Origin of the sequence: Pseudoduganella rivuli (assembly GCF_009674485.1) — a bacterium.
In the GTDB taxonomy this organism is placed as follows: Bacteria; Pseudomonadota; Gammaproteobacteria; order Burkholderiales; family Burkholderiaceae_D; genus Rugamonas; species Rugamonas rivuli_B.
The window spans coordinates 248,173-273,553 of sequence record NZ_WKJJ01000005.1; the positions used below are offsets into that span (position 1 = coordinate 248,173).

Annotated in this window: 20 protein-coding genes; 3 read left to right on the forward strand and 17 right to left on the reverse strand. The window is 64.7% G+C overall.

The genetic code is table 11. The features are described 5' to 3' along the window. Positions 1-19: 19 nt before the first annotated feature. On the reverse strand, positions 20-499 hold the full coding sequence (locus tag GJ700_RS09860; RefSeq protein ID WP_154373153.1) for a pyridoxamine 5'-phosphate oxidase family protein: 480 nt from the start codon (positions 497-499) through the stop codon (positions 20-22). Between the two features lie 347 nt (positions 500-846). On the opposite strand from GJ700_RS09860, the gene GJ700_RS09865 reads away from it, so the two are divergent. Further along, a complete protein-coding gene (locus GJ700_RS09865; protein ID WP_154373155.1) occupies positions 847-1,293 on the forward strand; it encodes an Hsp20/alpha crystallin family protein in 447 nt (148 codons plus the stop codon). A gap of 68 nt (positions 1,294-1,361) precedes the next feature. Then, the gene (locus GJ700_RS09870) at positions 1,362-2,357 is read left to right on the forward strand and encodes a zinc-dependent alcohol dehydrogenase family protein (protein ID WP_154373442.1); all 996 of its coding nucleotides are present in this window, start codon (positions 1,362-1,364) and stop codon (positions 2,355-2,357) included. A gap of 104 nt (positions 2,358-2,461) precedes the next feature. Here the strand turns inward: GJ700_RS09870 and GJ700_RS09875 are convergent, their stop codons facing one another. The 10 genes from GJ700_RS09875 to GJ700_RS09920 form a co-directional block, all read right to left on the reverse strand. Next, on the reverse strand, positions 2,462-4,129 hold the full coding sequence (locus GJ700_RS09875; protein ID WP_371867897.1) for a cation acetate symporter: 1,668 nt from the start codon (positions 4,127-4,129) through the stop codon (positions 2,462-2,464). Next, a complete protein-coding gene (locus tag GJ700_RS09880; RefSeq protein WP_371867898.1) occupies positions 4,126-4,461 on the reverse strand; it encodes a DUF485 domain-containing protein in 336 nt (111 codons plus the stop codon). The genes GJ700_RS09875 and GJ700_RS09880 overlap by 4 nt, the downstream gene beginning before the upstream one ends. Positions 4,462-4,549: 88 nt before the next feature. Beyond that, complete coding sequence (locus tag GJ700_RS09885; protein WP_154373159.1) at positions 4,550-5,911, reverse strand: wax ester/triacylglycerol synthase family O-acyltransferase; 1,362 nt, start codon at positions 5,909-5,911, stop codon at positions 4,550-4,552. 66 nt (positions 5,912-5,977) lie between these two features. Then, positions 5,978-7,576, reverse strand: coding sequence for a fatty acyl-CoA reductase (locus GJ700_RS09890; RefSeq protein WP_154373161.1), 1,599 nt, complete (start codon positions 7,574-7,576; stop codon positions 5,978-5,980). Positions 7,577-7,911: 335 nt separating this feature from the next. Further along, positions 7,912-9,588 carry a sodium:solute symporter family transporter gene (locus GJ700_RS09895; RefSeq protein ID WP_154373163.1) on the reverse strand — a complete coding sequence of 559 codons (1,677 nt, stop codon included), beginning with the start codon at positions 9,586-9,588 and terminating at the stop codon, positions 7,912-7,914. Between the two features lie 197 nt (positions 9,589-9,785). Next, the gene (locus GJ700_RS09900) at positions 9,786-10,559 is read right to left on the reverse strand and encodes a flagellar brake protein (protein WP_229506903.1); all 774 of its coding nucleotides are present in this window, start codon (positions 10,557-10,559) and stop codon (positions 9,786-9,788) included. A 271-nt stretch (positions 10,560-10,830) separates the two neighbouring features. Then, a complete protein-coding gene (locus GJ700_RS09905; RefSeq protein ID WP_154373165.1) occupies positions 10,831-11,637 on the reverse strand; it encodes an oxidoreductase in 807 nt (268 codons plus the stop codon). 40 nt (positions 11,638-11,677) lie between these two features. Beyond that, on the reverse strand, positions 11,678-14,779 hold the full coding sequence (locus GJ700_RS09910; RefSeq protein WP_154373167.1) for an efflux RND transporter permease subunit: 3,102 nt from the start codon (positions 14,777-14,779) through the stop codon (positions 11,678-11,680). Continuing rightward, on the reverse strand, positions 14,776-15,885 hold the full coding sequence (locus GJ700_RS09915; RefSeq protein ID WP_154373169.1) for an efflux RND transporter periplasmic adaptor subunit: 1,110 nt from the start codon (positions 15,883-15,885) through the stop codon (positions 14,776-14,778). The genes GJ700_RS09910 and GJ700_RS09915 overlap by 4 nt, the downstream gene beginning before the upstream one ends. A gap of 84 nt (positions 15,886-15,969) precedes the next feature. Beyond that, a complete protein-coding gene (locus GJ700_RS09920) occupies positions 15,970-16,611 on the reverse strand; it encodes a TetR/AcrR family transcriptional regulator (protein ID WP_229506904.1) in 642 nt (213 codons plus the stop codon). Positions 16,612-16,680: 69 nt separating this feature from the next. Here GJ700_RS09920 and GJ700_RS09925 point away from each other — a divergent pair, with 69 nt between their 5' ends. After that, entirely contained in the window at positions 16,681-18,141 is a 1,461-nt protein-coding gene (locus tag GJ700_RS09925) for an efflux transporter outer membrane subunit (protein WP_154373171.1), read from the forward strand. 12 nt (positions 18,142-18,153) lie between these two features. On the opposite strand, the gene alr is transcribed toward GJ700_RS09925, so the two are convergent. The 6 genes from alr to GJ700_RS09955 form a co-directional block, all read right to left on the reverse strand. Continuing rightward, entirely contained in the window at positions 18,154-19,272 is a 1,119-nt protein-coding gene (gene alr, locus GJ700_RS09930) for an alanine racemase (RefSeq protein WP_371867899.1), read from the reverse strand. 157 nt (positions 19,273-19,429) lie between these two features. Continuing rightward, a complete protein-coding gene (locus GJ700_RS09935) occupies positions 19,430-20,533 on the reverse strand; it encodes a porin (RefSeq protein ID WP_154373173.1) in 1,104 nt (367 codons plus the stop codon). A 5-nt stretch (positions 20,534-20,538) separates the two neighbouring features. After that, positions 20,539-21,249: a sulfite exporter TauE/SafE family protein gene (locus GJ700_RS09940; protein ID WP_371867900.1), complete on the reverse strand. Its 711-nt coding sequence runs from the start codon at positions 21,247-21,249 to the stop codon at positions 20,539-20,541. Next, positions 21,246-22,640 carry an amidohydrolase family protein gene (locus tag GJ700_RS09945; RefSeq protein ID WP_154373175.1) on the reverse strand — a complete coding sequence of 465 codons (1,395 nt, stop codon included), beginning with the start codon at positions 22,638-22,640 and terminating at the stop codon, positions 21,246-21,248. Before GJ700_RS09945 ends, GJ700_RS09940 begins: the two co-directional genes overlap by 4 nt. A gap of 33 nt (positions 22,641-22,673) precedes the next feature. Next, positions 22,674-24,044 (reverse strand): uracil-xanthine permease family protein, encoded by a 1,371-nt coding sequence (locus GJ700_RS09950; RefSeq protein ID WP_154373177.1) that lies wholly within the window; start codon positions 24,042-24,044, stop codon positions 22,674-22,676. A gap of 150 nt (positions 24,045-24,194) precedes the next feature. Next, complete coding sequence (locus GJ700_RS09955) at positions 24,195-25,247, reverse strand: LacI family DNA-binding transcriptional regulator (protein WP_154373179.1); 1,053 nt, start codon at positions 25,245-25,247, stop codon at positions 24,195-24,197. Positions 25,248-25,381: the final 134 nt, after the last annotated feature.

Consider the following 25,381-nt stretch of genomic DNA (forward strand, 5'->3'; position numbering starts at 1 on the left):
TGTCAAGTTGTCCGACGCCTCAGCCCTCCGGCTGGACGCCATACAGTTCCGTATGGCCAAAGCCAATGCTGTAATCGAGCAGGGAAATCACGGCCGGTACGATGCGCAGAAACAGCAATCCGGGCCAGGGCAGCGTCCCCGCATCCGGGACGAACGTTGTGATCTGCGGGAACTTGCGCAGGAAAGCCTGCTCGATGCGTTCGATCTCGTCCTTGCCTTGCACGAATTCAGCGGTTCCTCCGAAAGACAGGCCCCGGATCCGGCGCCAGTCGTCGTAGTCGAGATTGATGGTCGCGGAGACCTTGTTGTTCTGCTGGATATTGGTGGCTTTCTGGCTGCCCAGGCCGACACCTGCGTACAGTGTCAATCCGTCGTGGATATAGCTGACGGTCGTGGCCTGCGGGTAGCCGTCAGGCCGCACGGTCGCCAGTGTCATGTCGCGGCCTTGTTGCAGAATGTCGAGCACGCGCGTGCGGGCTGCCGGGGTGAAATGTTCCATATGGCCTCCAGGATTGAATGCAATGGATGGCGCGCTGCGGCGTTGTCCGGTCTGCCCGCCGCCGGCCATCGGATGCCGGCGATGCTGGTCCGGCGCAAGTCATACTAGGGAGTGTACCCTGAAAGTTAAATGATCCAGATCAAATGCGGGACCAATTGCCGCTTGTCATGGCCTGAAAAGACGGGCTGCTTCGCGACCGCAATCTGCGATGAATTTGACTTGGATCATTTAACTCTTTTGTCTGCCTCAATATGATGTTTTTAGCCGAAGGAGCAGGTGTCCTGTTCCTGGCGGAGCAGGGCGCTGTGCCCGATTGACCAACCGTAGATTGAACAGTGAGGACTATCATGGCAAATAACCTGACACGCTTTGATCCATTTGCGGAAATTGCGCGATTCGACCCCTTCAACGGTATCGATGAGTGGATGCGCGACTTCAGCCTGCGCCCTGCGCTGCGCGACTTCCGGCCCGAGCCGCGCATCAAGCTCGATGTGTCCGAGAGCGATACCGCGTACACCGTGAAGGCGGAAATTCCCGGCGTGAAAAAGGAAGACATCAAGGTCGATGTCGAAGGGAGCCAGGTATCCATCTGCGCGGAACTGAAGCAGGAAAGCGAGGAAAAGCACGGCAAGCTGCTGCGCACCGAGCGCTACTACGGTGAACAGCGGCGCACCTTCAACCTCGCGCATGACATCGATGATGGAAAAGTCGTGGCCAGGTACGCCGAAGGCGTGCTGGAACTGACCTTGCCCAAGAAGGCGGGCAAGGCGTCCAAGCACGTGACCATCAACTAAGGCGCGCCGGCAAGGCCAGCGGGATAGCCATGCCAATGCCGGACAGGAACTGCACGCAAGGCGACGCCATGCTGGCCATGCAATTGGTGGCGCCGGGCGTACCGTTGCGCGCGGTGCACCTGCCGGTGCCGGCGCCGCTGGCAGGGCAGGTGCTGTTGCGGGTGGAAGCCTGCGGGGTTTGCCGCACCGACCTGCATTTACTCGATGGCGAGGTGGCGGCAGCCTGTCCCGTGGTACCGGGCCATGAAGTGGTGGGCCGGGTTGCCGGGCTGGGGCCTGGCGTTACAGGGCTGCGTGCCGGCGACCTGGTCGGCGCCGGGTGGCTGGCAGGCGCGTGCGGCGCATGCCGCGCTTGTGCCAGCGGCGCCGAAAACCTGTGCGATGCGATCCGTTTTAACGGTTGCGACAACAATGGCGGCTATGCCGAGTACATGGTGGCCGCCGCTGACTACACTTACCCGATTCCTCCCGGCTACGACGCGGTCCATGCGGCGCCCCTGCTATGCGCCGGCCTGATCGGTTATCGCACTTATGCGATGGCGGGCGCGGCGGAGCGGCTGGGGCTGTACGGCTTCGGCGCCGCCGCGCATTTGCTGGCGCAACTGGCGCGCTACGAAGGGCGCCAGGTGTATGCCTTTACCCGGCCGGGCGACCTGCAGGCGCAGGCGCTTGCGCGCCAGCTCGGCGCGGCATGGGTGGGCGGTTCCGACCAGCCGCCGCCGGTGGCGCTGGACGCCGCGCTGATTTTCGCGCCGGATGGCGCGCTGGTGCCGCGCGCGCTGGCCGCGGTGCGCAAAGGCGGGGCGGTCATCTGCGGCGGCATCCACATGAGCGACATTCCAGCCTTTCCGTATGCCCTGCTGTGGGGCGAACGGACCATCCGCTCGGTGGCCAACCTGACCCGCGCCGACGCCCATGCATTCCTTGCGCTGGCGGCCCGTTATCCGTTGCGGGCCGAAGTCCAGACCTATCCGTTGGAACAGGCCAATGCCGCGCTGGCCGACCTGCGCGCCGGCAGGGTGCGCGGCGCAGCCGTGCTGGTGCCCGCCGGCCAGTGCCGGTAGTCGCGACTGATCGTTGCCCGCGCGCGCCGCCCATGAAAAAAAACCCGAAGGCCGTTACCGGCTTTCGGGGTTCGGTTTTACGGAGGATGGTGCCTTACCGGCGCTTAATGCGCGCTGGCTGCCGCCGCGCCGATACCGGTTTCCGAACGCACTTCCTGCGCCTCGAATCCGGCCCGGTCAATCGCGGCGCGCGGGCTCTTGTCCAGCACCGAGACCAGCCAGATGCCGACGAAGCCCACGGTCATCGAGAACAGCGCCGGCGACGTGTACGGGAAGATGGCTTGCGCGTTATGGAACACGTCGACCCACACCGACTTCGACAGCACGGTCAGGGTCACGGCCGTGAACAGGCCGAGGAAGCCGCCGACGGTGGCGCCACGCGTCGTGCATTTGCTCCACAGGACCGACATGAACAGCACGGGGAAGTTGGCGGAGGCGGCGATGGCGAAGGCCAGCGACACCATGAAGGCGACGTTCTGTTTCTCGAACACGATGCCCAGCAGCACGGCAATGACGCCGAGCACGATGGTGGTGAACTTCGAGACGCGTAATTCGCTGCCCGGGGCGGGGCGGCCCTTCTTGATCACCGTCGCATACAGGTCATGCGACACCGCCGATGCGCCGGACAAGGTCAGGCCGGCCACCACGGCCAGGATGGTGGCGAACGCCACGGCGGAAATGAAACCGAGGAAGATGTCGCCGCCGACGGCTTTCGCCAGGTGCACGGCCGCCATGTTGTCACCGCCCAGCAGCTTGCCCGCGGCATCCTTGAAGCCCGGGTTGGTGCCGACCAGCACGATGGCGCCGAAGCCGATGATGAACACCAGCGCATAGAAATAGCCGATCCACGTGGTGGCCCACAGCACCGACTTGCGCGCTTCCTTGGCGTTTGGCACGGTGAAGAAGCGCATCAGGATGTGCGGCAGGCCGGCGGTGCCGAACATCAGCGCCATGCCGAACGAGATGCCCGAGATCGGGTCCTTGATGAAGCCGCCCGGACCCATGATGGCGTCTTTTTTCGCGTGCACTTCGACGGCGTTGGCGAACAGCGCCGACAAGCTGAAGTTATACATCGACAGCACGGAGAACGCCATGAAGCTGGTGCCGGCCAGCAGCAGTACAGCCTTGATGATCTGCACCCACGTGGTGGCGGTCATGCCGCCGAACAGCACGTACACCATCATCAGCACGCCGACCAGTACCACGGCGACGTAGTAATCCAGGCCGAACAGCAGTTTGATCAACTGGCCCGCGCCGACCATCTGCGCGATCAGGTAGAACAGCACGGTGACCAGCGTGCCGGACGCGGCGAACATGCGCACCGGCTTTTGCGCGAAGCGGTACGCGGCAACGTCGGCGAACGTGAAGCGGCCCAGGTTGCGCAGCCGTTCGGCCATCAGGAAGGTCAGCACGGGCCAGCCCACCAGGAAGCCGATCGCATAGATCAGGCCATCGAAGCCGTTGGCAAACACGGCGGCGGAAATGCCGAGGAAGGACGCGGCCGACATGAAGTCGCCGGCAATCGCCAGGCCATTCTGGAAGCCGGTGATACCGCCGCCGGCCGTATAGAAATCGGACGCAGAGCGGGTGCGCTTGGCGGCTTGCTTGGTGATGAACAGCGTCAGCAGCACGAACGCCGCAAACATGATGATCGCGGTCCAGTTGGTGGCTTGCTTGGTGGCTTGGCCGAGGTCGGGGGCTGCCACGGCGGTGCCGGCCAGCAAGGCCAGCACTGCCGTCATGGTGGCGCGGGAGAGCGTGAAGATGTTCATGCCGCGGCCTCGACTGGCTCAGTGGCCGCAGCGGCATTCTTGTGGATGGCCTCGGTCAGCGCATCGAATTCGCGGTTGGCGCGGCGCACGTAGATGCCCGTGATGGCGACGGTAAACACGATCACGAACAAGCCGATCGGCACGCCGCGCGACATGACGCCTTCGCCGATCTTCGCCGCCATGAAGGGCTTGTCGAACGCGTTCAGCGCGGTAAAGCCGTAATAGACGATCATCACGGCCCACGCCAGCGTCCAGCTGTAGCGGGAACGGGTTTTGACCAGCTTCTGGTAATTGGGGTCAGCCTTGACCCGCTGCACAATGTCTTGTTCCACTTTCGTCTCCATTTCTTTGATCGGCCCGCTGGCTGATGCGGTGCGGGCATGGAGCGAATCGTAAGTGCGGTTGCTTACCCTTTGCTTACTACGGACTTCCCAGTTCCGCCAGCGCGACGGCGGCGCCTTCGTGCTCCGGCGCCAGTTCGCGCGTGGCTTCCTCCAGTTCATCGAATGCGGCATAAGTCAGTTCCATCAGACGCTCCGGGTCGGGCACCTGCTCCTTGTCCACGAACAGCGCCAGCTGGATCTGCCCGGCGTACGAAATGAACGCCAGCCCCACGCCCAGCTTGCCCGCCTGCGGCACCCAGCAGATCAGGTCCGTCATGCGCGAACCGGCCAGGTAGCGCCGCCCGCCCGGGCCCTCGATATTGGTCAGCACCACGGATCCCTTGGACGTGAACAGGTTCAGTGCGAAGTGCTGCAAGGCGGTCGGCAGGCAGCCGGCGATCGACAGGAACGCCATGGTGGCGCGCGGCTGGTGCGAGCGCTTGATGGCCGTCATGCGCGCGCTCGACTGTTGCAGCCGCGTGACGGCGTCGCCGACATTGGTCGGCAGGTCGACCGCGACCAGGCCGAATTCATTCCCGAGCTGGAAGGCGTTGGCTTTTTCGCGCAGGTTGAACGTGACGGCGGCGCGCAGCGCGCGGCCATCGACGTGCTGGCCGCGCTGCTCCAGGTAAGTGCGCAGCGCGCCGGAGACGGCCGCCACCCATACATCGTTCAACGTCACGCCCATGCGCTTGCTCATGGCGCGCACCCGTTCCATTTGCAGCGGCGGCAGCCACACCAGCTGCTTCTCGCCATACATGCGGTTTTTCAGCGGCGTGCGCGCATCGGGCCACAGCATCGACAGGCGCGTGACGTGGAACGCGATCTTGAGGTTGGAGATGCCGCGCACCAGCGCCGAGCAGACGGCGTTCTGCACCACGGAGGCGCGGTGTGGATGGTCGGCCGGCGACGGCGTGCGGCAATGCAGGCCGTTGTCGTCGGTCAGGTGGTTCAGCACGTGCACCAGTCCCAGCCCGTCGGTGATGCAGTGGTGCACGCGGAACACGATGGCGTGGCCGCCGTTGACGCGGTCCAGCACCGTCATGTGCCACAGCGGACGGCCGCCGGCCAGCGGCAGGTGGGCCAGCCGCGTCAGGTGGCCCTGCAGCGCATCGCGGCTGACGTCCTGCGCCATCTTTTCCAGCTTGATGTGGTCCGTGATGTTGAAGTGCTGGTCTTCCACCCAGCGCGGGCGGCCGCGCCGCAATTCGACTTTCTGCGTGAAGCGCGGATAGTTCGGCAGGCGCTGCGCGATGGTGGACACCAGGCGCTCCATGTCCACCGGGCCTTCGAACAGCAGGATACTGTTGATGACCATGATGTTGTTGTCGGTGTCCATGCGATGCCACGCATAGTCGCGCCGTGTCATGGGCGCGGCCGGTTGCGAGTGTTGATTCATTGATGCTGTCTCCTTGGCCGCGCTGCTTATCGTGTGGTCTTCGTGCCGCGTCGGCTGTTGCTGTGATTAGCGCATTTCCAAAGCAGCCGGTGGCGGCGCGGCCACCGGTAGCGGCGTGGTCTGCGCGGTGACCGCCGCCGTGCTGCAGGCCGGACGGGGCCGCAGCGCATACCGGTTCAGGCCCGTCATGTGGATGCGGCCCAGGTAATCGTTCCAGTCGATGATGCTGGTGTCGACCGGGTAGCGCCTCAAATCGTCCGGACCGAAGCGGGCCGCCAGCGCCATCAGGCGCGTGTTGTGGAAACGGTATTGCGGCGCCGTGTAAAACGAAAAGGTGGTGGCCAGCAGCCGCGTCGTGCGCACTTTTTCCAGCGCCGGCGACGGCGCGGCGCCCAGCGCGCGCCGCGCGCCGCTCCATGCGCTGGCAGCAAAGCCGCTGGCGCGCAGCATCAGCAGGAAGGCCGGACGGCTCACCACCCTGAAGTCATGCCGGGGCGCGCGGTAGAACAGGCGCTCGTAATCGCGCCAGTTGCGCCGGGCCTCCGTCACGAAGCGGTCGATCACGCCGCCGACGGAAATCGGGTTGCTCGATCCCGTGCTGCACTGGTAGATGCGGTGCGCGGCAGGGGCGGCCAGCGCTTCGGCGCCGGCCAGCACGATGGCGTTGGCGACCAGGTCGGCCGGGATGATGTCGACCACCGCGCGCCGCCTGGCGGGGAAGAAGCTGGTCTTGCCGCGCGCGTAGGCCATCAGGATGGCGTCGGCCACCTTGACGCCTTCGATCCAGCCGGGCGCCGGTTCCTGCAGCGTGCTTTCAATGATGGAGGGCCGCACGATGGTCATGGCGCGGCCCCGCATGTGGTGCATGGCCAGCTGCTCGCCCATCCACTTGGTAAACGTGTACGTGTCGTTCCAGCCGTAATAATGCGCCTCGGCCAGCCCCAGGCTGGTCAGGCGGCGCGCCAGCCGCTGCGGGTCGCCGGTCTCGGCCTTGATCTGCCCGATGCGGTGCCCCAGGCGCTGCAGCAGGCGTTCCAGGTCATAGTGGCCGCCGGGATGGCGGGGAAGGGCGCCGCGCGCCGGGGCGACATTCTGTTCGTGCATGTCGCCCTTGTGGTAACCGTTGACGTAGCAGGTCGAAACCTGGATCAGCGGCGCGTGCGCCGCGCGCGCCAGTTCGGCGATGTGGCGCACGCTGAAGGTATTGATGGACAGCGCCACGTCCAGCGCCTCGCGGAAGTTCACGCTGGCGGCGGAATTGATGATGAGGTCGACGCGGCGCGCCAGCGACGCAAACTCGGACGAGCGCAGGCCGAAGCCGGGCGCCGTCACGTCGCCCGTGACGCATTCGACACGCTCGGCAAAAAAGCGTTCCAGGAATTGCGGGCGCTCGGCGCGCAGGCGCTCGAACACGGAGGAGGCGGCCACCTCGCTGTCGAAGCGCGCGCGGGCGTCGACGCCGTCGGCGGCGCGGATCAGCAGGATGATGCCGCCCAGGTCGGGCACGGTGCGGATCAGCTTTTCCAGCACCACCTTGGCCAGGAAACCGGTGCTGCCGGTGATCAGGACACGCTTGCCGGCCAGGGCGGCATGGACGCTCAGTGGCTGGCTGGGTTGCTGGCTAAGGGGCTGGCCTGATTGCTGGTCCTGCGGAGCGCAATTCATGGAGTGTCTCGATTGGTATTTTTACAGTAAATGGTGTCAAAAGATTCATGAAGCATGCCCTCGATGTTAGTTCGGAATGGATGACTGGTCGGCATGTTTGGCATGTTTTGGCGAGCCAAAAGCATGGCCGTGCGAGTCACCGGCCTCGCCGTCGCTCTGTGCGAACAGGCAGAGACCGTGCGGGAAAGTGGTGGGATAAAGCGAACCGGAAACCACAGTTGTCCGGTGGGGACGCCATGGTGCGCGTGGCGGGGAGGGGATGTGTGGCGCGCTGTCGGTGGCGCCTTACCGAAAAACAGGAGCAGGCGCGCGGCGCCTGCTCCTGTACGAGGACTTTACCAGCCGGCGCCGTAGATGGCCGCCAACGCCACGCCGATGACGGCCGAGCCGAAGGCAAAGGCGCCGTCGACGCGGAACAGCGACGTGTCGACCTGCAGCGCCTTGGTGTTGCCGGCGCGCTTGGCTTCCGCCAGTTTGCTCATCAACACCATGCCGCCCACCACGAAGAAGAACACGATGAACATGCGGTCCAGGAAGGGAATTTCAAACACGCCGGATTCCGTGGCCTTGGCAAAACCGATCGGGGCCAGGAACGACAGGTCCATCATTTGCGGCAGGAACTTCAGCACGATGGAGCCCACCAGGCCGCCGATAGTGGCGAACATGGCGGCGCCGGACGTGGTTTTTTTCCAGAAGAAGCCCATCAGGAACATGGCCAGGATGCCGGGCGAGACGAAGCCGGTGTATTCCTGGATGTACTGGAAGCCGCCTTTCTTATCGATGCCCAGCATTGGCGCGATCAGCACGGCCAGCGCCATCGAGACCACCACGCTGATGCGGCCGATCCACACCATGCGCTGTTCGGACGCTTCCTTGCTGAAGGATTTCTTGTAGATGTCCAGCGTGAAGATGGTGGCGATACTGTTGGCCTTGCCGGCCAGCGAGGCCACCACGGCGGCCGTCAGTGCGGCGAACGCGATGCCTTTCAGGCCCGATGGCAGCAGGTTCAGCAGGACCGGGTAAGCGCGGTCCGGATTGATTTCGCCGCCGTGCTGCATGGCGGTACCCAGCGCGCCGGATTTATCCAGCGCATAGGCGGCAATGCCTGGCAACACCACGATGACCGGCATCAGCAATTTCAGGAACGCGGCGAACAGCAAGCCTTTGCGCGCGGTCGGCAGGTCGGCGCCCAGCGCGCGCTGCGTGATGTACTGGTTGCAGCCCCAGTAGTTCAGGTTGACGATCCACATGCCGCCGATCAGCACCGACAGGCCCGGCAAATCCATGTAGTTGGCATTGTCGCGTTTCAGCACCATCTCGAAGTGATCGCCGGCGCGCACGAACAGTTCGGAGAAGCCCGCCATCGCGCCTTGCTTGCCGGCCAGGCCCGCCACCAGGTCCAGCGCCAGCCACGTCGTCACCAGGCCGCCGATCACCAGGCACGTCACCTGGATCACGTCGGTGTAGCCGATGACTTTCATGCCGCCCAGGGTGATGATGGCGGCAAAGATCGCCAGGAACAGCATGCAGGGCAGCAGCGCGATGCCCGACAGGCTGGAAATCGCCAGCGCGCCCAGGTACAGGATCGACGTCAGGTTCACCACCACGTACAGGCCCAGCCAGAACAAGGCCATCGTCGTGGCCACGGCCTTGCCGTAACGCTGCTCGAGGAATTGCGGCATCGTGTAGATGCGGTTTTTCAGGTAGACCGGCATGAAGAACACAGCCACGATCACCAGCGTGGCGGCGGCCATCAATTCATAGACGGCGATCGCCATGCCGATCTTGTAGCCGGAACCGCTCATGCCGATGAATTGCTCGGCCGAGATGTTGGAGGCGATCAGCGAAGCGCCGATGGCCCACCAGGTCAGCGACCCTTCGGCCAGGAAGTAGTCGTGCGAAGCCGAACCGGAGCCGGTCTGCTTGCGGCGGTAAACCCAGATGCCGTAGCCGGCCACGAGGATGAAGTAAAACAGGAAGACCACGAGGTCCAGGGTGGAAAAAGTGCTCATAGGAGGTACACGACGAAGTGGTCAATGACGAAGGCATCTTAGGCGAGCTATGGCAGGTATTTCCAATATGAATTTCACATGCAGCTATATCAATTTGGAATAGGAATGCCGGGAGGAGGGAACGCGGCCGGCAAAAAGGCGGATGCGTGCCGTCCGATCGGGGGACGGCAGCGTGCAACAGTAGGGGACGGGACCGCTCAGCGCTTACGCTGGGCGTTGTTCATGTTTTCCAGCAGGCTGGCGATCCGGCTTTGCATTTCCGGGTCCAGGTTGATGAATTTGCAGCCGATGTGCAACTGCTCGCCCAGCAGGAAAGAGCGGTAGGGGCGCGTGAGGCGGATTTCCATTTCCGTGACGATGATGGTTTCCGGCCCCAGGTCCAGCCGCACATCCTGCAGCTTGCGGCCCTTGAACAAGCCCTTCGCTTCGTTTTTCGCACAGCGCAGGCCAATCCCGCCCACCGAGAAATCGTGCAGCGGCAATTCATACGGGTTGCCGTTCATGACGAACGACGCCATGAACGTGACGCCCACCGGCGTTTCCTGGCGCGTCGACTCGCGCCGGTTCAGCACTTCGCACGTTTCCGGGAACGTCAGTGGGACCTGGTGCGGCAGGGCGGGCGCCGAACGCCAGTTTTTGTCCGTCAGTTCGAATTGCAGCTTGGCGTTGCGCAGCCACGCGACGAACGTGACTTTGCCGGGTGGTAACTTCTCTCCGGCATTCAATTCAATGACGAAATGCGGCAATTCGGGATCGACCGACAAAATGCGCCCCAATATCACCGTGCGGCTGCCCGCCGCGTACATCGATATGGCATCGCCGCTGTAAGCCAGCAAGGTCAGCGCGTCGCCGATATCGTCGACGTCCGCCATGTCGTGCGACTTGGCGGTGGCCGGGATCGGGTCCGTCGCGTCCTGCGGCCGGGGCGGACCTTTGCGGATCGAGGCGGGATTGGGGTCATTTAGCAACATATATTTTAATTATGAAATTAAATGTCAAACAGATATTGAGTGCGCCTAGTCTACTCGCGAATCATGAGTTAATAATGATTTTAATTGCCGGACGACAAGTAAATGTGGGGTTTGATCAACAAAGCGGGGTGAAAAACCGGCTCAGTCGTATAGACAGATGACTGGTGGTTACATTCCCCGTTGCACGGGCGGTAGCCTCGGGCAAGGGGAGGAATTGTGGGGGCGAGGCGTGGTTTCCGGAATGACCGATAGGGACGTTCCTGATGAAGCTTCAAGCCAGCCCGAAGGTCTTTCTCAGGCTTGAGTCGACCGGGCCGGCAGGCATGAAGCGGCGCAATTTGCTCAACAGCGACGCCTCTCCTGCTGGCGCGCGGCGCATGCGCCAAGCCCCCAGGGCTGCTTCGACGATCGTATCAGCCACCCCGGAAGGGGCGGGGGCGGCGCTGACGGTATTGGCGACCGTGCGCGCGGCCAGATCGCGTTCGCGGTCGTAGTCCGGGATTCTGGAATGGGCCTGAGGCGAGTTGGCGTCCAGATTGGTCCTGGTAAAGGATGGCGCGACCAGCGTGACGCGGATGCCGAACTGGCGCACTTCATGGTCCAGACTCTCGGAGAGTCCCTCGACTGCATGTTTGGAGGCGGAATACAGTCCCATGTACGGCGCCGGCAGAAAGCCGAGCACCGAACTGACGTTGACGATCCTTCCTCGACCCTGCGCCCGCATGTGCGGGAGCGCCGCCTGCGTCGTGCGCAAGATGCTCAACACATTGGTATCGAACAGCGATGCAGCCTCGTAGGTGGTGGTTTCCTCCACCGCGCCCACCAGATTTGTGCCCGCGTTGTTGACCAGAACGTCGATGCGGCCGGCCTGGCCGATGACCAGATCGATCCCATGGCGAACCGACGCTTCGTCGCGCACATCCATCTCGATGAGTGTGACGCCAGGCAGCGGCGAGGTGTTGGCGATACTGCGCACGGTGCCGAATACCTGGCATCCCCGTGCGGCGAATTTTTCTGCGGCGGCACGTCCGATGCCCGATGACACGCCGGTAATAACGACAACAGTAGCTTTAGACATAGCAAATTCTCTCGATTGTGTGAAGAGTCAGGAACAGCAATCAGTGCGACGATACCGCGTGCAAGGTGCGATGCGGTTCCGCTTTCGTGGCCGGCCCGATCTTGAACCAGATGGCATACATGGCCGGCAGGAACACCAGCGTCAGCACCGTCCCGGCGAAGGTGCCGCCGATCAGCGTGTAGGCGAGCGTGCCCCAGAACACCGAATGGGTCAGCGGGATGAACGCAAGGATGGCCGCCAGTGCGGTCAGGATCACCGGGCGGGAACGCTGCACCGTGGCCTCGACCACCGCCTGGAATGGGGCCAGGCCCGCCTGTTCGTTATGGTGGATCTGTCCGATCAGGATCAGCGTGTTGCGCATCAGGATGCCCGACAGGGCGATCAACCCGACCAGCGCATTGATGCCGAAGGGCTGCTGGAACAGGATCAGCGTCGGGACCACGCCGATTAATCCCAGCGGGCTGGTCAGGAACACCATGACCATTGCGGAGATCGAGCGCACCTGGAAGATGATGATCAGCAGGGTCATGGCCAGCATGATGGGGAACAGCGGCAGCATTGCTTTCGTCGCCTTGCCGGATTCCTCGATCGAGCCGGCTTCTTCGATACGGTAGCCGCCCGGCAGCTTGTCCACGATGGGCTGCAACTGCCGGGTCATGGCGGCGGAAACGTCCGGCGGCTGCAAGCCATCGGCAATGTCGCCTCGCACGGTCATGGTCGGCATGCGGTCGCGGCGGCGGATGACCGGCTCCTCCGACCGCACCTCGACTTTGCCCACCTGCGATAGCGGGATATGTTGTCCCCCCGCGCCGGTCAATGTGAAGTCGGCGATCCTGGCCGGGTCCAGGCGGTTGCCGCCGGCGGACCGGGCCATCACCTGCACCGTGCGGATATCTTCACGTACCGTGGTCAGCGGCACACCGCTCAGCAGGAACTGCAGTTGCTGCGCGACGGCATTGGACGTCAGGCCGACCGCCTGCAAGCGATCCTGCTGCAACGTGAAATGCAGTGTGGGCGTGCGTGCGCCCCAGTCGTTATTCACGGTGCGCATCATCGGACTGGCTTCCATGACGTGCTGCACTTCCGCCGCGATGCCGCGCAGCTTGTCCGGATCCGGTCCTGTGACCCGGTAGGCGACCGGGTACGGCGAGTAGGGGCCGAACACGAGCTGGGTGACACGGACACGCGCTTCCGGCGCGAGACCGGCGGCCACCGCGAGGCGCAAGCGCTGCTTCAACGCATCGCGCTCATGCTGGTTATCGGTGCGGATCACGATCTTGGCGAACGACGGATCAGGCAGTTCGGGTCCCATGGCCAGGTAGAAGCGGGGCGCCCCCTGGCCGATGTAGGCGGTCACGATCTTCGCTTCCGCCTGCCGGGATAACCATGCTTCGACCTTCGCCGCGGCCGCGCTGGTTTGCACGATCGACGCACCATAGGGCATCTGGACTTCGACCAGCACTTCCGGGCGGTCCGAGATCGGGAAGAATTGTTTCTTGACCACGGCCATGCCCAGGATCGCCACGATGAACAGGCCTGCCACCGCACCGGCAACCGGCCATTTGCGGATGATGACGCGCTCCAGGATCTGACGGAAGCGGTTGTAGCGCGGAGTGTCGTAGAGCGCGTCGTGACCGCCTTCGACCTGCTTGAGTTCGGGCAGCAGTTTCACGCCGAGGTAAGGGGTGAAGACCACGGCCACGACCCACGAGGCAATCAGGGCGATACCGACGATCCAGAACATGTTGCTGGTGTATTCGCCCGCGGTGGAACGCGCGAAGCCGTTGGGCATGAACCCAACCGCCGTGACCAGCGTGCCCGACAGCATGGGCGCGGCGGTATGGCTCCAGGCATAGGCGGACGCGGCGATACGGCTGTAGCCTTCCTCCATCTTCACCACCATCATTTCAATGGCGATGATGGCGTCATCGACCAGCAGGCCCAACCCCAGGATCAATGAGCCGAGCGTGATGCGGTCGAAGTTCTTGCCTGTTGCCGCCATCACGATGAAGACCACCGCCAGTGTCAGCGGCACGGCTGCCGCGACCACGATGCCGACGCGCCAGCCCATGCTGACGAAGCACACCACCATCACGACCAGCAGCGCGACGAAGAACTTGACCATGAATTCATCGACCGAAGAACTGATGTTGACAGCCTGGTCGGTGACCTTGGTCAGGCCCATGCCGAGCGGCAGTTCCGCATTGATCGCGCCCACTTCTTTCTCGAGCGCCTTGCCGAGGTCGAGGCCGTTCCAGCCATCGCGCATGACGATACCGAGCAGCAGCGCAGGTTCGCCGCCATTGCGGATCATGAACGTTGCCGGGTCTTCATAGCCGCGCCTGATCGTGGCGACGTCCGACAGTTTCAGGGTGCGGCCCTGCGCAACGACGGGGGTCTCGCGGATCTTCTGCAATTCGTCGAACGCGCCGTCCAGGCGGATGAATACCTGCGGTCCCTTGGTTTCCACCGAACCGGCCGGCGTCAGGACATTTTGATTGTTCAGTGCGGCGAACACCTCCAGCGGGCTGACTCCCAGCGTTGCCAGGCGCTCATGCGAGAATTCGACAAAGATGCGCTGGGATTGTTCGCCAATGATGTTGACCTTTTTCACGCCCGGCACATGCAGCAGGCGTTGACGCAGCGTTTCGGCATCCCGCACCAGCACGCGCTGCGGCTCACCCCTGGCCTTCAGCGCGAACAGCGCAAATGTCACGTCCGCATATTCGTCATTGACCATCGGGCCGATGACGCCGGCCGGCAGGTTGCCGGCTTCATCGCCGACTTTCTTGCGGGCCTGGTAAAACTGTTCCTGCACTTCCGCCGGCGGCGTGCCGTCCTGCAGCGTCAGCGTGGTGAATGCCAACCCCGGCCGGGTGTAGGTTTCGCTGCGCTCGTACCAGCGCAATTCCTGCAGGCGCTTTTCAATCTTTTCGGCGACCTGGTCCTGCATTTCCTGCGCGGTCGCGCCTGGCCAGGCCGTGACCACGGTCATGACCTTGACCGTGAAAGCAGGATCTTCCGCGCGGCCCAATTTGAAGAATGAAACGATCCCGGCCACCGAGATCAGGAAAATCAGGAACAGTGTGACGGCGCGCTCGCGCACGGCAAGCGCCGACAGGTTGAAGCGGCTTGCGCTCATGGTTGCGCTCCCGTGCCGGCGGCAGCCTGGTCGGCGATACGTACCGGTGCGCCTTCGCGCAGCAGGTGGGCGCCCAGTGCAACGATCCGCTCGCCTTGCTTGAGTTGCGCGCTGATCAGCGCGTTATCGTCGCCCAGGCGCTGGACCGTCACCGGACGCCAGTTGACCTTGGCCGGCTGGCCCTGGATCACCCAGACACCAGGTCCCTTGCCGGCGTCAAACAGCGCGCCCAGCGGTACCGCCCACGCGCTTTGCGCAGCGGACTGCGCGTCCGGGATGTGGATCGTCACGGTCGCGCCGAGCGGCGCATCGGCGAGTTCGCCCTCCAGCACATAGCGCGCCTCGAAAGTCCGCGTGAGGCGGTCCGCGGTATCCGACAGCTGCCTTAGCCGGGCCGGAGAGGCGGCGCCATCCTTGCCAAATAGCGAGGCCAGCCCGGCCGAGCCGATCGCGGGACGCAAGGTTTCGGGGAGCTGGATGATGGCTTCGCGGCGGCCTGCATGGGCGATGCGGATGACCGCCTGTCCTGCGCCGACGACCTGGCCGGGTTCGGCCAGTGTTTCCATGACGACGCCATCGGTGTCCGCCACCAGTTCGGTATAGCGGGTTGCGTTGCGCGCCACTTCGGCCTGGGCTTCGGCCGCGTTCAGCTGGGCTTGCGCAGCATGGGCGGCGGCCGACACCTGGTCATAAGCGGAAGCGGAAATCGCGCCGGTGCCGCGCAGGTCGCGGTAGCGCGCTTCGTCCTGCGCGGTTTGCTGCGCGCGGGCGCGGGCAGCGGCGACCGCTTCCTGTTGGGCGAGCGCGGCGAGTTTCAGGTCGGCCGGGTCGATGCGCATCAGCGCCTGGCCGCGCTTGACGGTTTGGCCCGTGTCGACCAGGCGCGCCAGCACTTTGCCGGCGACCCGGAAGCCCAGGTCGCTTTGCACCCTGGCGGCGACGGTTCCGGTGAACGCCCTCGGGACAGGCGCCGCATTCGTGACGATGGCGGCGCGCACCAATGGCGCGTCGGTGCGCGGGTCGGATTGCTGTTTCTCGCCGCAGGCGACCAACATCAGCGGCAAGACGGCGATGACAGCGGAGAAAACATGGCGACGGCGAAGCATGGAAATCCCGTAAATGAATAAAACAGGATTTCATTTTGAGACTAGTGACCAAATATGTCAACAGTCACTAACTTGTTGGTGTGATCATCTTGATAAGCTTCGCAGCACCAGGCTGGCCAGCCGGGCCGGCGCTTCGTCGATGCAATCGAAGCTGTATTGCAGCAGCAGCGGGTTCAGGTAAGGGCGCATGACCAGGTAAATGGCGTTCATCGTCTCGTCCAGTGGTGTCTTGCGCTCGAAATCTTCGGTCTCCCGGCCCAGACGCAATATGTCCTGCAGGATTTGCTGGATACGCGATTCGTAGTTCCGCGCGGCTTCCCAATGCCCGGTGGCGGCAGCCGCCGCGATGTCGTAAAGCTTACGATCTTCGGAAAAGAGCCGCATGCTCGACTCGACAATGGCCTTGAACATGCGGCGCAGCTTCTCCGGCGCGCCATCGGCGCTGTCCACGGCCGCCCTGATATCGGTTTCGATTTCGCGCAGGCAGTTTGCGCAGATGAGTTCCCCGATGGCTTGTTTGGACTCGAAGAACTTGTAGATATACGCCTTGGAAAAGCCGATGGCTTTGGCGAGGTCGGAGACGGTGGTCTTTTCATAGCCGTACAGGCGGAAGTGCTCGGTAGCGGCGGAAACGATTTGATCGCGTACTTCGTGATCGATGGGGCCCCGGGCGGGACTTTGATTGGTGGCGGTTGTGTTCATGCCCGACAGATTAACGCCAGCCATGGATTTGCACAACGAGTGACCAAATGGTGATATAGTCACCAAAGACTCCTCCACTATGTGAAAAATCCTATGCTACTCAAACGCACGCTCCTTTCGTTCGCCGTTGCCGGCATCGTTGCCGGTTGCGCTGGCGGACCCGACTATGTCCACCCCGACATGCGCTTGCCGGATGGCTACCTGGGGCAGGCCGCCATCGAACAACGGCACGCCAGCGTTGTCGCCGACCTCGGCGCCTGGTGGGCCGGCTTTGGCGATCCGCAACTTACCCGCTTCGTCACGCTGGCGTTGGACCAGAACCTGGACCTCGCGCAGGCATCCGCCCGGGTGGCGCAGGCGCGCGCCGGATTGGGCGCGGCCAATGCGGCGCTGTTGCCATCGGGCGCCGTGCAGGCGCAAGCGGCGCGTGCCTACCAGTCGCTGGAAACGCCGCTGGGACAAGTGCTTGGCGCCCAGCCCAATTTTGAGCGCTACGGAAACGCCTATGAAGCCGGTTTGAGCGTCGGTTGGGAACTTGACATCTTCGGTGGCTTGCGTCGCGGGCGGGAGGCGGCGCTTGCCGAGTATCAGGCATCGGCGGCCGGTGCGGCGGCGACGCGCCTGGCGGTCGCGGCGCAGACTGCCGACATTTACATCGGCATCCGGGGACTGCAAACCCGCCTTGACGTCTCCCGCAACCAGGTCAAGACACAACAAGAGTTGCTGGCCACGGTCAATTTGTTGTACGGCAAGGGGCTGGCTGCGGAACTTCAGGTACGACAGGCCGAAGGCGCGCTGGCCCAGGTGAAGGCCGCGGTGCCGGTGCTGGAGGCGGGGCTGGAAACGGCCATGAATGCGCTGGACGTGATGCTGGGCGCATCGCCTGGCACGTACCGGCAAGCGTTGGCGACCGCGCGCGCGATCCCGGCCGCCCCGCGGATCGCCGCCACCGGTTCGCCTGGCGATTTGCTGCGCCGCCGGCCGGACCTGATCGTGGCCGAGCGCCGCCTTGCCGCGTCGAACGCGCGCATCGGCATGGCCATCGCGGAGTTTTACCCGAAGCTGTCCTTTGGCGGAATGATCGGTAGCGCGACGTCGGTTTCAGGCGGCAATCTGTTCACCGGCGGCGCCAGCCAAGGCGCCGGCGTGCTGGGCCTGCGCTGGCGACTATTTGACTTTGGCCGCATCAATGCGCAAATCGACCAGGCCAGGGGGCAGGAGGCCGAGGCGCTGTCCGCGTATCGGCTGGCGGCGCTGCGGGCCACCGCGGACGTGGAAAACGCGCTGTCGGATCTGGTCAAGCGCGAGGCGCAGGCCGCCGTGCTGGGGCAGGGCGTGGACTCGTTGCGCGTGGCAAGGACGGCATCGTTCGCCGCTTACCAGAAAGGCGTGGTCAGCCTGATCGAAGTCCTGCAGGCCGACGAGCAATTGCTGCGCGCCGCCGACATGCAGGCGCAAGCGCAAACCGAATCCGCGCGCGCGGCCGTTGCCGCGTTCAAGGCGCTCGGCGGTGGCTGGCAATCCCGGGAAGCCGATGCGGTGGCGCTGCGCTGAATGCCGCCGGTCTCACGCACCCGTATAACGGCGGTGGTAACGCAGGCCCAGGCTGGTGAGGATTTCATAGCCGATGGTGCCCGCCAGCGCCGCCACGTCGTCCACGGTTTGGTCAGCCGACAGCAGGTCGACCAAGGCGCCCGGCGTCACGCGCGCCGGCGCGATGCCGGTCACGTCGACCGTGATGCTGTCCATTGACACCCGTCCCACCACGGGCGCGCGCACGCCATCGACCAGCACGTGGCCCCGGTTGCTCAGGTGGCGCAGCCAGCCGTCCGCATAGCCGACTGAGACCGTGGCGATGGTGCGTTCGCCGGGCGCCTGGTACGACAGCGCGTAACCGACGTAGTCGCCCTCGGCGATGCGGCGGGTCTGCACGATCCGGCCTTGCAAGGTCACGACGGGCCGCATGGGGTTGGGCTGGCCCGGTTGGGGATTGGCGCCATACAGCGCGACACCGGGCCGCGCCAGGTCGAAATGGTAGTCCGCGCCGAGGAAGATGCCGGACGAATTGGCCAGCGAACCGGGAATACCGCCGAGGCGCTGGCGCAGCGCCGCAAAGCGCGCCAGTTGCAGCCCGTTCATCGGGTGGTCCGGCTCGTCGGCCACCGCCAGGTGGCTCATCACGTACTGCAGCGCCAGGCCGCCGAACGGATCGCTGGAATCCAGCCATGCATCGACTTCGGCGGGCGGCATGCCCATGCGCGACATGCCGGTGTCGGCCTGCACGATGGCGGGCAGCGCGCGGCCCAGCTGGCGCGCCAGGGCGCGCCAGGCATCCAGTTGCTGGCGGCTGTTGAGCACGGGCGTCAGCTGGTGTTCCAGCAAGTCCATTTCCGCCCCGGGCGGGACGCCGTGCAGCACGAAGACCTGGGTATCAGCGAACTGCGCGGCGGGCAGGGTCCGGCGCAGCGCGATGCCTTCTTCCAGGTGGGCGACAAAGAAGTGCCGGCAGCCGGCGCGCCGCAGGACAGGGGCGACGTGCGCCGCGCCCAGGCCGTAAGCGTCGGCTTTCAGCACGGCGGCGCAGGCGGCCGCGCCGACGCGGCGTTGCAGCAAGCGGTAGTTGTCTTCGATGGCAGCCAGGTCGATGGTGAGGACAGCCCCGGCGCGGCTTTCAGGTGTATTCACGTTGGTAGTCTGGTTATTAGATGATTTTGCTATCTTATGTTGGCTTTTCTAGTGAATGAATCTGAAGATTGAAGGATTTTTAGTAAAAAAAGCCAGGAACGAGTTCCTGGCAAAGAGACAACACACAAGGGGTACAAGAGGAACAATGCGTCCCGCGTCAGAACAGGTGATGCACGCCCAGCCGGATCGCGTGCTGGCGCTGGTTCGACGACGGGCCCAGCGAATTGATGGCGGCCACCGCGCCGGCGCCGGCTGCTTGCTGGAACACGGCCATCGCATACAGCTCGGTACGGGGTGACAGCGCAACCACATTGTTGACCTGGAACTGGCGCCACCGCATGCCGGCCAGGCGGGTCGACGACACGGCGACATGGAGCGTGTCCTGTGGCGCCAGGCGGATGTTGGCGCCGCAATCCGGCGTGGTCATGGTGGCGGCGCCGGCCGCCGTGCGGATGCGGCTTTGGCCCACGGCCGCATGCAGCAGCACCCCGTCGAGCGCAATACTGGCGCCCACGCCCGTGTTGCGTAGGTTGTCCGCCTGCAGCGGCGTATAGACCGGCGCCGTGGGGCTGCCAGCGGCCAGGGTTTGTCCCAGCAGCGATTTCACGCCCAGCGCGGCGCCCAGGTTCAGCGCCTTGTTATTGGCGCTGGTATAGGCGCCCGCCACCTTCAGCGGACCCCGCGCATAAGCCAGGTTGACGCCGAACGCGCGGTTTTTCCCCGTATCGCCGGGCTGCTCGCCCAGCGACAGCATGGCGCCGGCCGTCAGGCCGCCATAGCTGGCGCTGGTGAACTTGATGGCGTTGTCGGCCTGGCCGACGTTGGCGAATTCATCGATATTCCCGGGGTGGAAGGCATAAAAACTGCCGAACAGCACGCCGTTACTGAGCTTGCCGACCGCGTCGAACATCATGTTGGTCTGGTGGCCGATGGTCAGCGCACCCCAGTTGCCGGCCAGGCCCACGTACGACTGGCGGTTGAACAGCACACCGGCGCGCGGCTGCCCGCCCGTGCTGGTGACGAAGCCGCCTTCGAGCTGGAAGATGGCGCGCAGGCCGCCGCCCAGGTCTTCGCTGCCGCGCCAGCCGAAACGGTCGGCCTGCAGCACGCCGTCGTCGACCAGCGTGACCGGGGCGCCGCGCACATTGCTGACGTAAGTGGGGCCGCTGTCGATGCTGCCGTAAAAAGTGACATTGCTTTGCGCGTGGGCCAGGCCCGCGCTGAGGGCGGCGATGGCCGCCACGTTGAGTTGACGATTCATGTTATTTATCCGTGGATGAGGATGAAGACGCCGGAGCCGATGGCAAACACCAGCACGGCCATGCGCAGGAAACGGGTATTGACGCGGGTGTGCACCGTGTGGCTGGCCAGGGTGCCGACGACCAGCGCGGGCATCAGCCACAGCAACGCCCCCAGGTTGTCGGTCGTGATACGCCCGTTGACCGCCAGCACCAGCAGTGAAATCACTTCGCCGATCAGGAACGAGAGGGCGACCGAGGCGCGCAACGTCGCGACGGGGCTGTGCTGGTACACCATGGCCAACGGCGGTCCGCCGATGCCGGTGGCGGTTTCCGTCACGCCCGTGAACAGGCCGGTGGCGACAAAGGCGCGGCGGTCGGGAGCAAACGCGGGCGCCACCAGTGTCGCCAGCGCGGCCGCGATGGTGCTGCCGCCGATCAGCCAGTTCAGGTACGTCAGCGGCACGGCCACCAGTACCCACAAGCCGCCAAACGTGCCGGCCGCGCGGCCCGCCGTGATCCACTTGACGCCGGAAAAATCAATCGCCTTGCGTTCGCGCCACGCGACGTAGGCGTTCAGCGGCAGCATCATCAACAGCAATCCGCCCGGCAGCAGCGACGGCTGCAGGATGCCGAACACCGGCACCACGATCAGCGCGAAGCCCATGCCGGTCGTGCTTTGCATGAAGGCCGCCACCAGCACGGACAGGGCGACCAGCGCGAGGACCGTGGTGCTCACGACTGGGCTCCCGGCGCGCTGGAAAATTCATGGATTTTCTGGATCGGCGCCGCCGCCACGGCGGCGCGCGCGGCATCGCCCACCTCGCGCATCAGCGCGCGGGCATCCCAGTCGACCGGCCAGCCTTGCCACAGCCGCAGCTTGCCCGCGACAAACACGGCTTGGATCTGGTCGCGGTTGGCCAGCCGCACCAGTTCCCAGCTGAGGTCCCAAGATGGCTGCATTTCCGGCACGTCCAGGTCGACCAGCAGGAAATCCGCCTCCTTGCCGGCGGCGATCTCGCCCGTCATTTGTCCCAGTCCCAGCACGTCGGCGCCGCCGTACGTGGCGTGGTCCAGCCAGGCCGCGCCGCCGCCGCACGACGCATCGCCGGCCGCGATGCCAAAGGCGAAGCGCTGCGCCGCTTCCGCGTAATCGAGCAGGCGGAAACCATCGCTGCGGGTGCCGTCCGTGCCCAGTCCCACGCGGATGCCGAACGTGGCCATCAGCTGCGCCGGCGCGACCGCATTGCCTTTCCACGCGCTGGCCACCGGGTTGTAGCTGACGGCCGTGCCGGTGTCGGCCAGCATTTTCAGTTCACCCGGCGTGACCAGTGTGGCGTGGGCCAGCAACGCTTGCGGCCCCAGCGCGCCCACGCGGTGCAAATGTTCGATCGGACGCAGCTTGCGCTGCACCAGCGAGCGTTCCACCGCGACCAGGTGTTCGTTGGCATGGGTCTGGAACACGCGGCCCGCTTCGGCGCACATGCGCGACACGCGTTGCAGCATGGCGTCGGTGGCCGCTTCGGGAATCGACACCGCCAGCGACGGGTGGACCAGGCGGTGGCTGTCCCACAGCGCCAGGTGGCGCGCGGCGCGATCAGCGATGGCGCCCGGTTCGGCCACGGTGGCGGCGCCATTGACGTCATTGCAGATCAGGCCCAGCACGCAGCGCACGCCGGCCTCGGTGGTGGCGCGCGCAATCGCATCGACGCTGGCGTCGGAACGGGTGCCGGCATCGGCCACGGTGGTGAAGCCGCCGCGCAGCGCTTCCAGCGCGGCCAGCTTGGACGACAGGTACAGGTGCCGCTGGTCCAGCTGTCCTTCCAGCGGCACCCAGATGCGGCGGAAGATTTCCGACGGTTCGCCAAACACCAGCGACTTGCCGAACGCTTGCGTCAGGTGGTGGTGGCTGTCGACGAAGCCCGGCATCAGCAGCGTGTGCGGTAAATCCAGCGCGGGCAAGTCCGGGTAGAGTTCGCGCAGCGCGGCGGCCGGGCCGACGGCGGCGAATTTGCCGTGTTCGACCAGCACCGCATGGCCGGCCACCGGGCCGTCTTTCAACAGCAGCCATTGCGGCATCAGCAATTGTCGTGGGTTGGCCAGGTCGGCCGCGGTGAATGCGTGATTCATGATGCGATTCCTGTGTTCTGTTGCGAAGGTGATTCAATGCGTGCCGGTGGCCTGCAAGCCGTCGGTGGCAGCGGCGGCGTGGCCGTGGCGGTTGCCGCCCAGGTGGAAGAAGATGACGTTCATGACGGCGGCCGTGATGGTGCCGATGGCCACGCCATTGCCCAGCAACATGCGCACGCCGCTGGGGAACTGGCTGTAGATGCCGGGGATCAGGATCGGCAACAGGCCGGCCGACAGCGCCAGCGCCACCACGTACATGTTGGCGTGTTCGCGCAAATCCGTGCGGCGCAGGATATCGATGCCCATCGTGCCGACCACGGCAAACACGATCAGGCCGGTGCCGCCGATCACGGCTTCGGGAATCGCGCCGATCAGTTGCGTCAGCGGCGCCAGCACGGAAAACAGGATCAGGATCACGCCGCCCATCGCGGTGACGAAGCGGGAACGCACGCCCGTGGCCCGCACGATGCCGATGTTTTCACCGCTCGTGATGATCAGCGACGTGCCGAAGAAGCCGCCCAGCAGCGACACCAGCGCATCGCCACGGATGGTGCGGGGCACGTCGCGCCGCGCATCGATTTTCCGGTCGACCGCTTCGCCGATCGCCATGGTCTGGCCGGTGGCTTCGACCATGGAAATCACGGCGAAAATCATCATCGGCAGGGCGGCCACGATATCGAACTTGGGCATGCCGAACGGCAGCAGCGACGGTGCGCTGAACAGGGGGAACAGCGACACGTGTTCAATGTGGAAGTCACCCGTGAACACGGCCACCAGCGTGCCGCCCACCAGCCCCAGCAGGATTGACAACTGGCGCAGCATGCCGGTCGAGATGCGGGCAAACAGGGCCGTCAGCGCGATGGTGGCAAACGCCAGCAACAGGTTGCCGGGACTGCCGAAGCCGGGCGTGCCCGCATGGCCGGCAATCAGCTTGCCCGACACTTGCGCCAGGTTGATCGACACCAGCAACAGCATGATGCCCACCACCAGGCCCGGGAAGAAGCGCAGGCAGCGGCGGAACAGCGGCAATACGAGGAAATAAAACACGCCGGTCAGCATGACGGCGCCGGACGCGGTCTGCACGTCGGTCTGCTGCGCGATCAGGATGAAAATCAGGATCGGCGCGCCGCCCGGCAACATCATGAACGGCAGCCGCGCGCCGATGCCGCGCAGGCTGAACGATTGCAGCAGGGTGCCCAGGCCGCACACCAGGAAGGTGGCGCTGAGCAGGTTGATCATCAGGGTGGGGGAAAACCCCATGGCCTTGCTCATTAAAAACACCGAGGCGATGGGGGAGGCGGCCATGACCAGCACGTGCTGCAGGCCGAAAGCGACGAGTTGCCGTAGCGGCAATTTTTCATCGACCGGCGCCGTCGTGGCTTGTTGTGTGGATTGATTCTGCATTGCTCTTCCTTTTCTTGATCCGATATCAATACGCGGGAACGGGATGCGCCCAAATCGTTTTGGGGTCGGTGCAAAAAAATAGTCCCAAAACGATTTGGGGAGTATGTCCAAAATCGTTTTGGATAGCAATCCAAATGTTGGGTGTGGTTTTTATGCCACCACGGACGAGGGGCGCAGGATCAGGCTTGGCGCGGGGCCGGCCAGCATGGTATGGCGGGTATCGCCGCAGATGTGTTCGAACAACAGTTCCACCGCCATCACGGCCCGCTGTTCCAGGTGCAGGTCGACGGCGGTGATGGGTGGCACGCTGTTTTTCGCCCGCAAGCCGTCGTAGCGGGTCACCACCCGCACGTCGTGCGGCACGCGCCGGCCCGCTTCGCGCAGCGCCTGCATGGCGCCGGTGGCAAAGGCGTCGACCGGCACGCAGACCGCGTCGATGGCGGGATCTTCGGCCAGCAATTCGCGGCAGGCGGCGGCGCCGGCCGCTTCGCCCACGTGCACGTCGGCGCGCCGCAGCAACAACGGCAAGCCGTTGGCGGCGACGAATTCGCGGTACACGCGTTCCGTTTCCAGGTTCGAGTGGCGCGCCTGGGCGCCGACCAGCAGCGCGATGCGGCGCGCACCCTGTTCGTGCAAATGCGTGAGCCACAGCTGCGCCATGGCCGTGGTTTGCAGGTCGACATAGGGTATCGCCGGTTCCGGTTCCGGCGGGCGCCCGATCGACACGACGCACACGCCACGCTGGCGCAGGCCCGCGATTTGCGGATCGCCCAGCACCGGTTCGATGACGATGGCGCCGTCGATGTCGAGGCCGTCGAGAAAATCGTTGGCGCCGGCCAGCGGCGGCACCAGTACCAGCGACAGGTTGCGCCGCATGGCCGCTTCCGCCGCGGCGGCAACGATTTCCATCATGAAGCCCATGCGGGCCGGTCCGCCGGCAATGGCCAGCGGCATGGAAAAGAACACGGCGATGCTGTTGGTCTTGCCGGTGCGCAGGCGCTGCGCGCGCAGGTTGGGGCGGTAACCCAGTTCTTGCGCGATGCGCTTGACCCTGGCGCGGGTTTCCGGATCCACGTAACCACGGTCATTGAGCGCGTGCGACACGGTGGTCAGCGACACGCCGGCCGCTTGCGCCACGTCCTTGATGGTTAAACGGCGTGGCGTCGTGGCCTGTTGGGCAGTGCGGTCCCGGGGGGCTGTCATCGGCAGGATAGTGATTGCGGTTGGTTCGAGTTGTGCGCATTGTGCCATAGGGAGGCACACGCCGCGTTGCCGCATCGATATCCGTTCGGGTATCGAAGGTGGTAAAAACGTCATTGGACGTGGCATACCCCAGA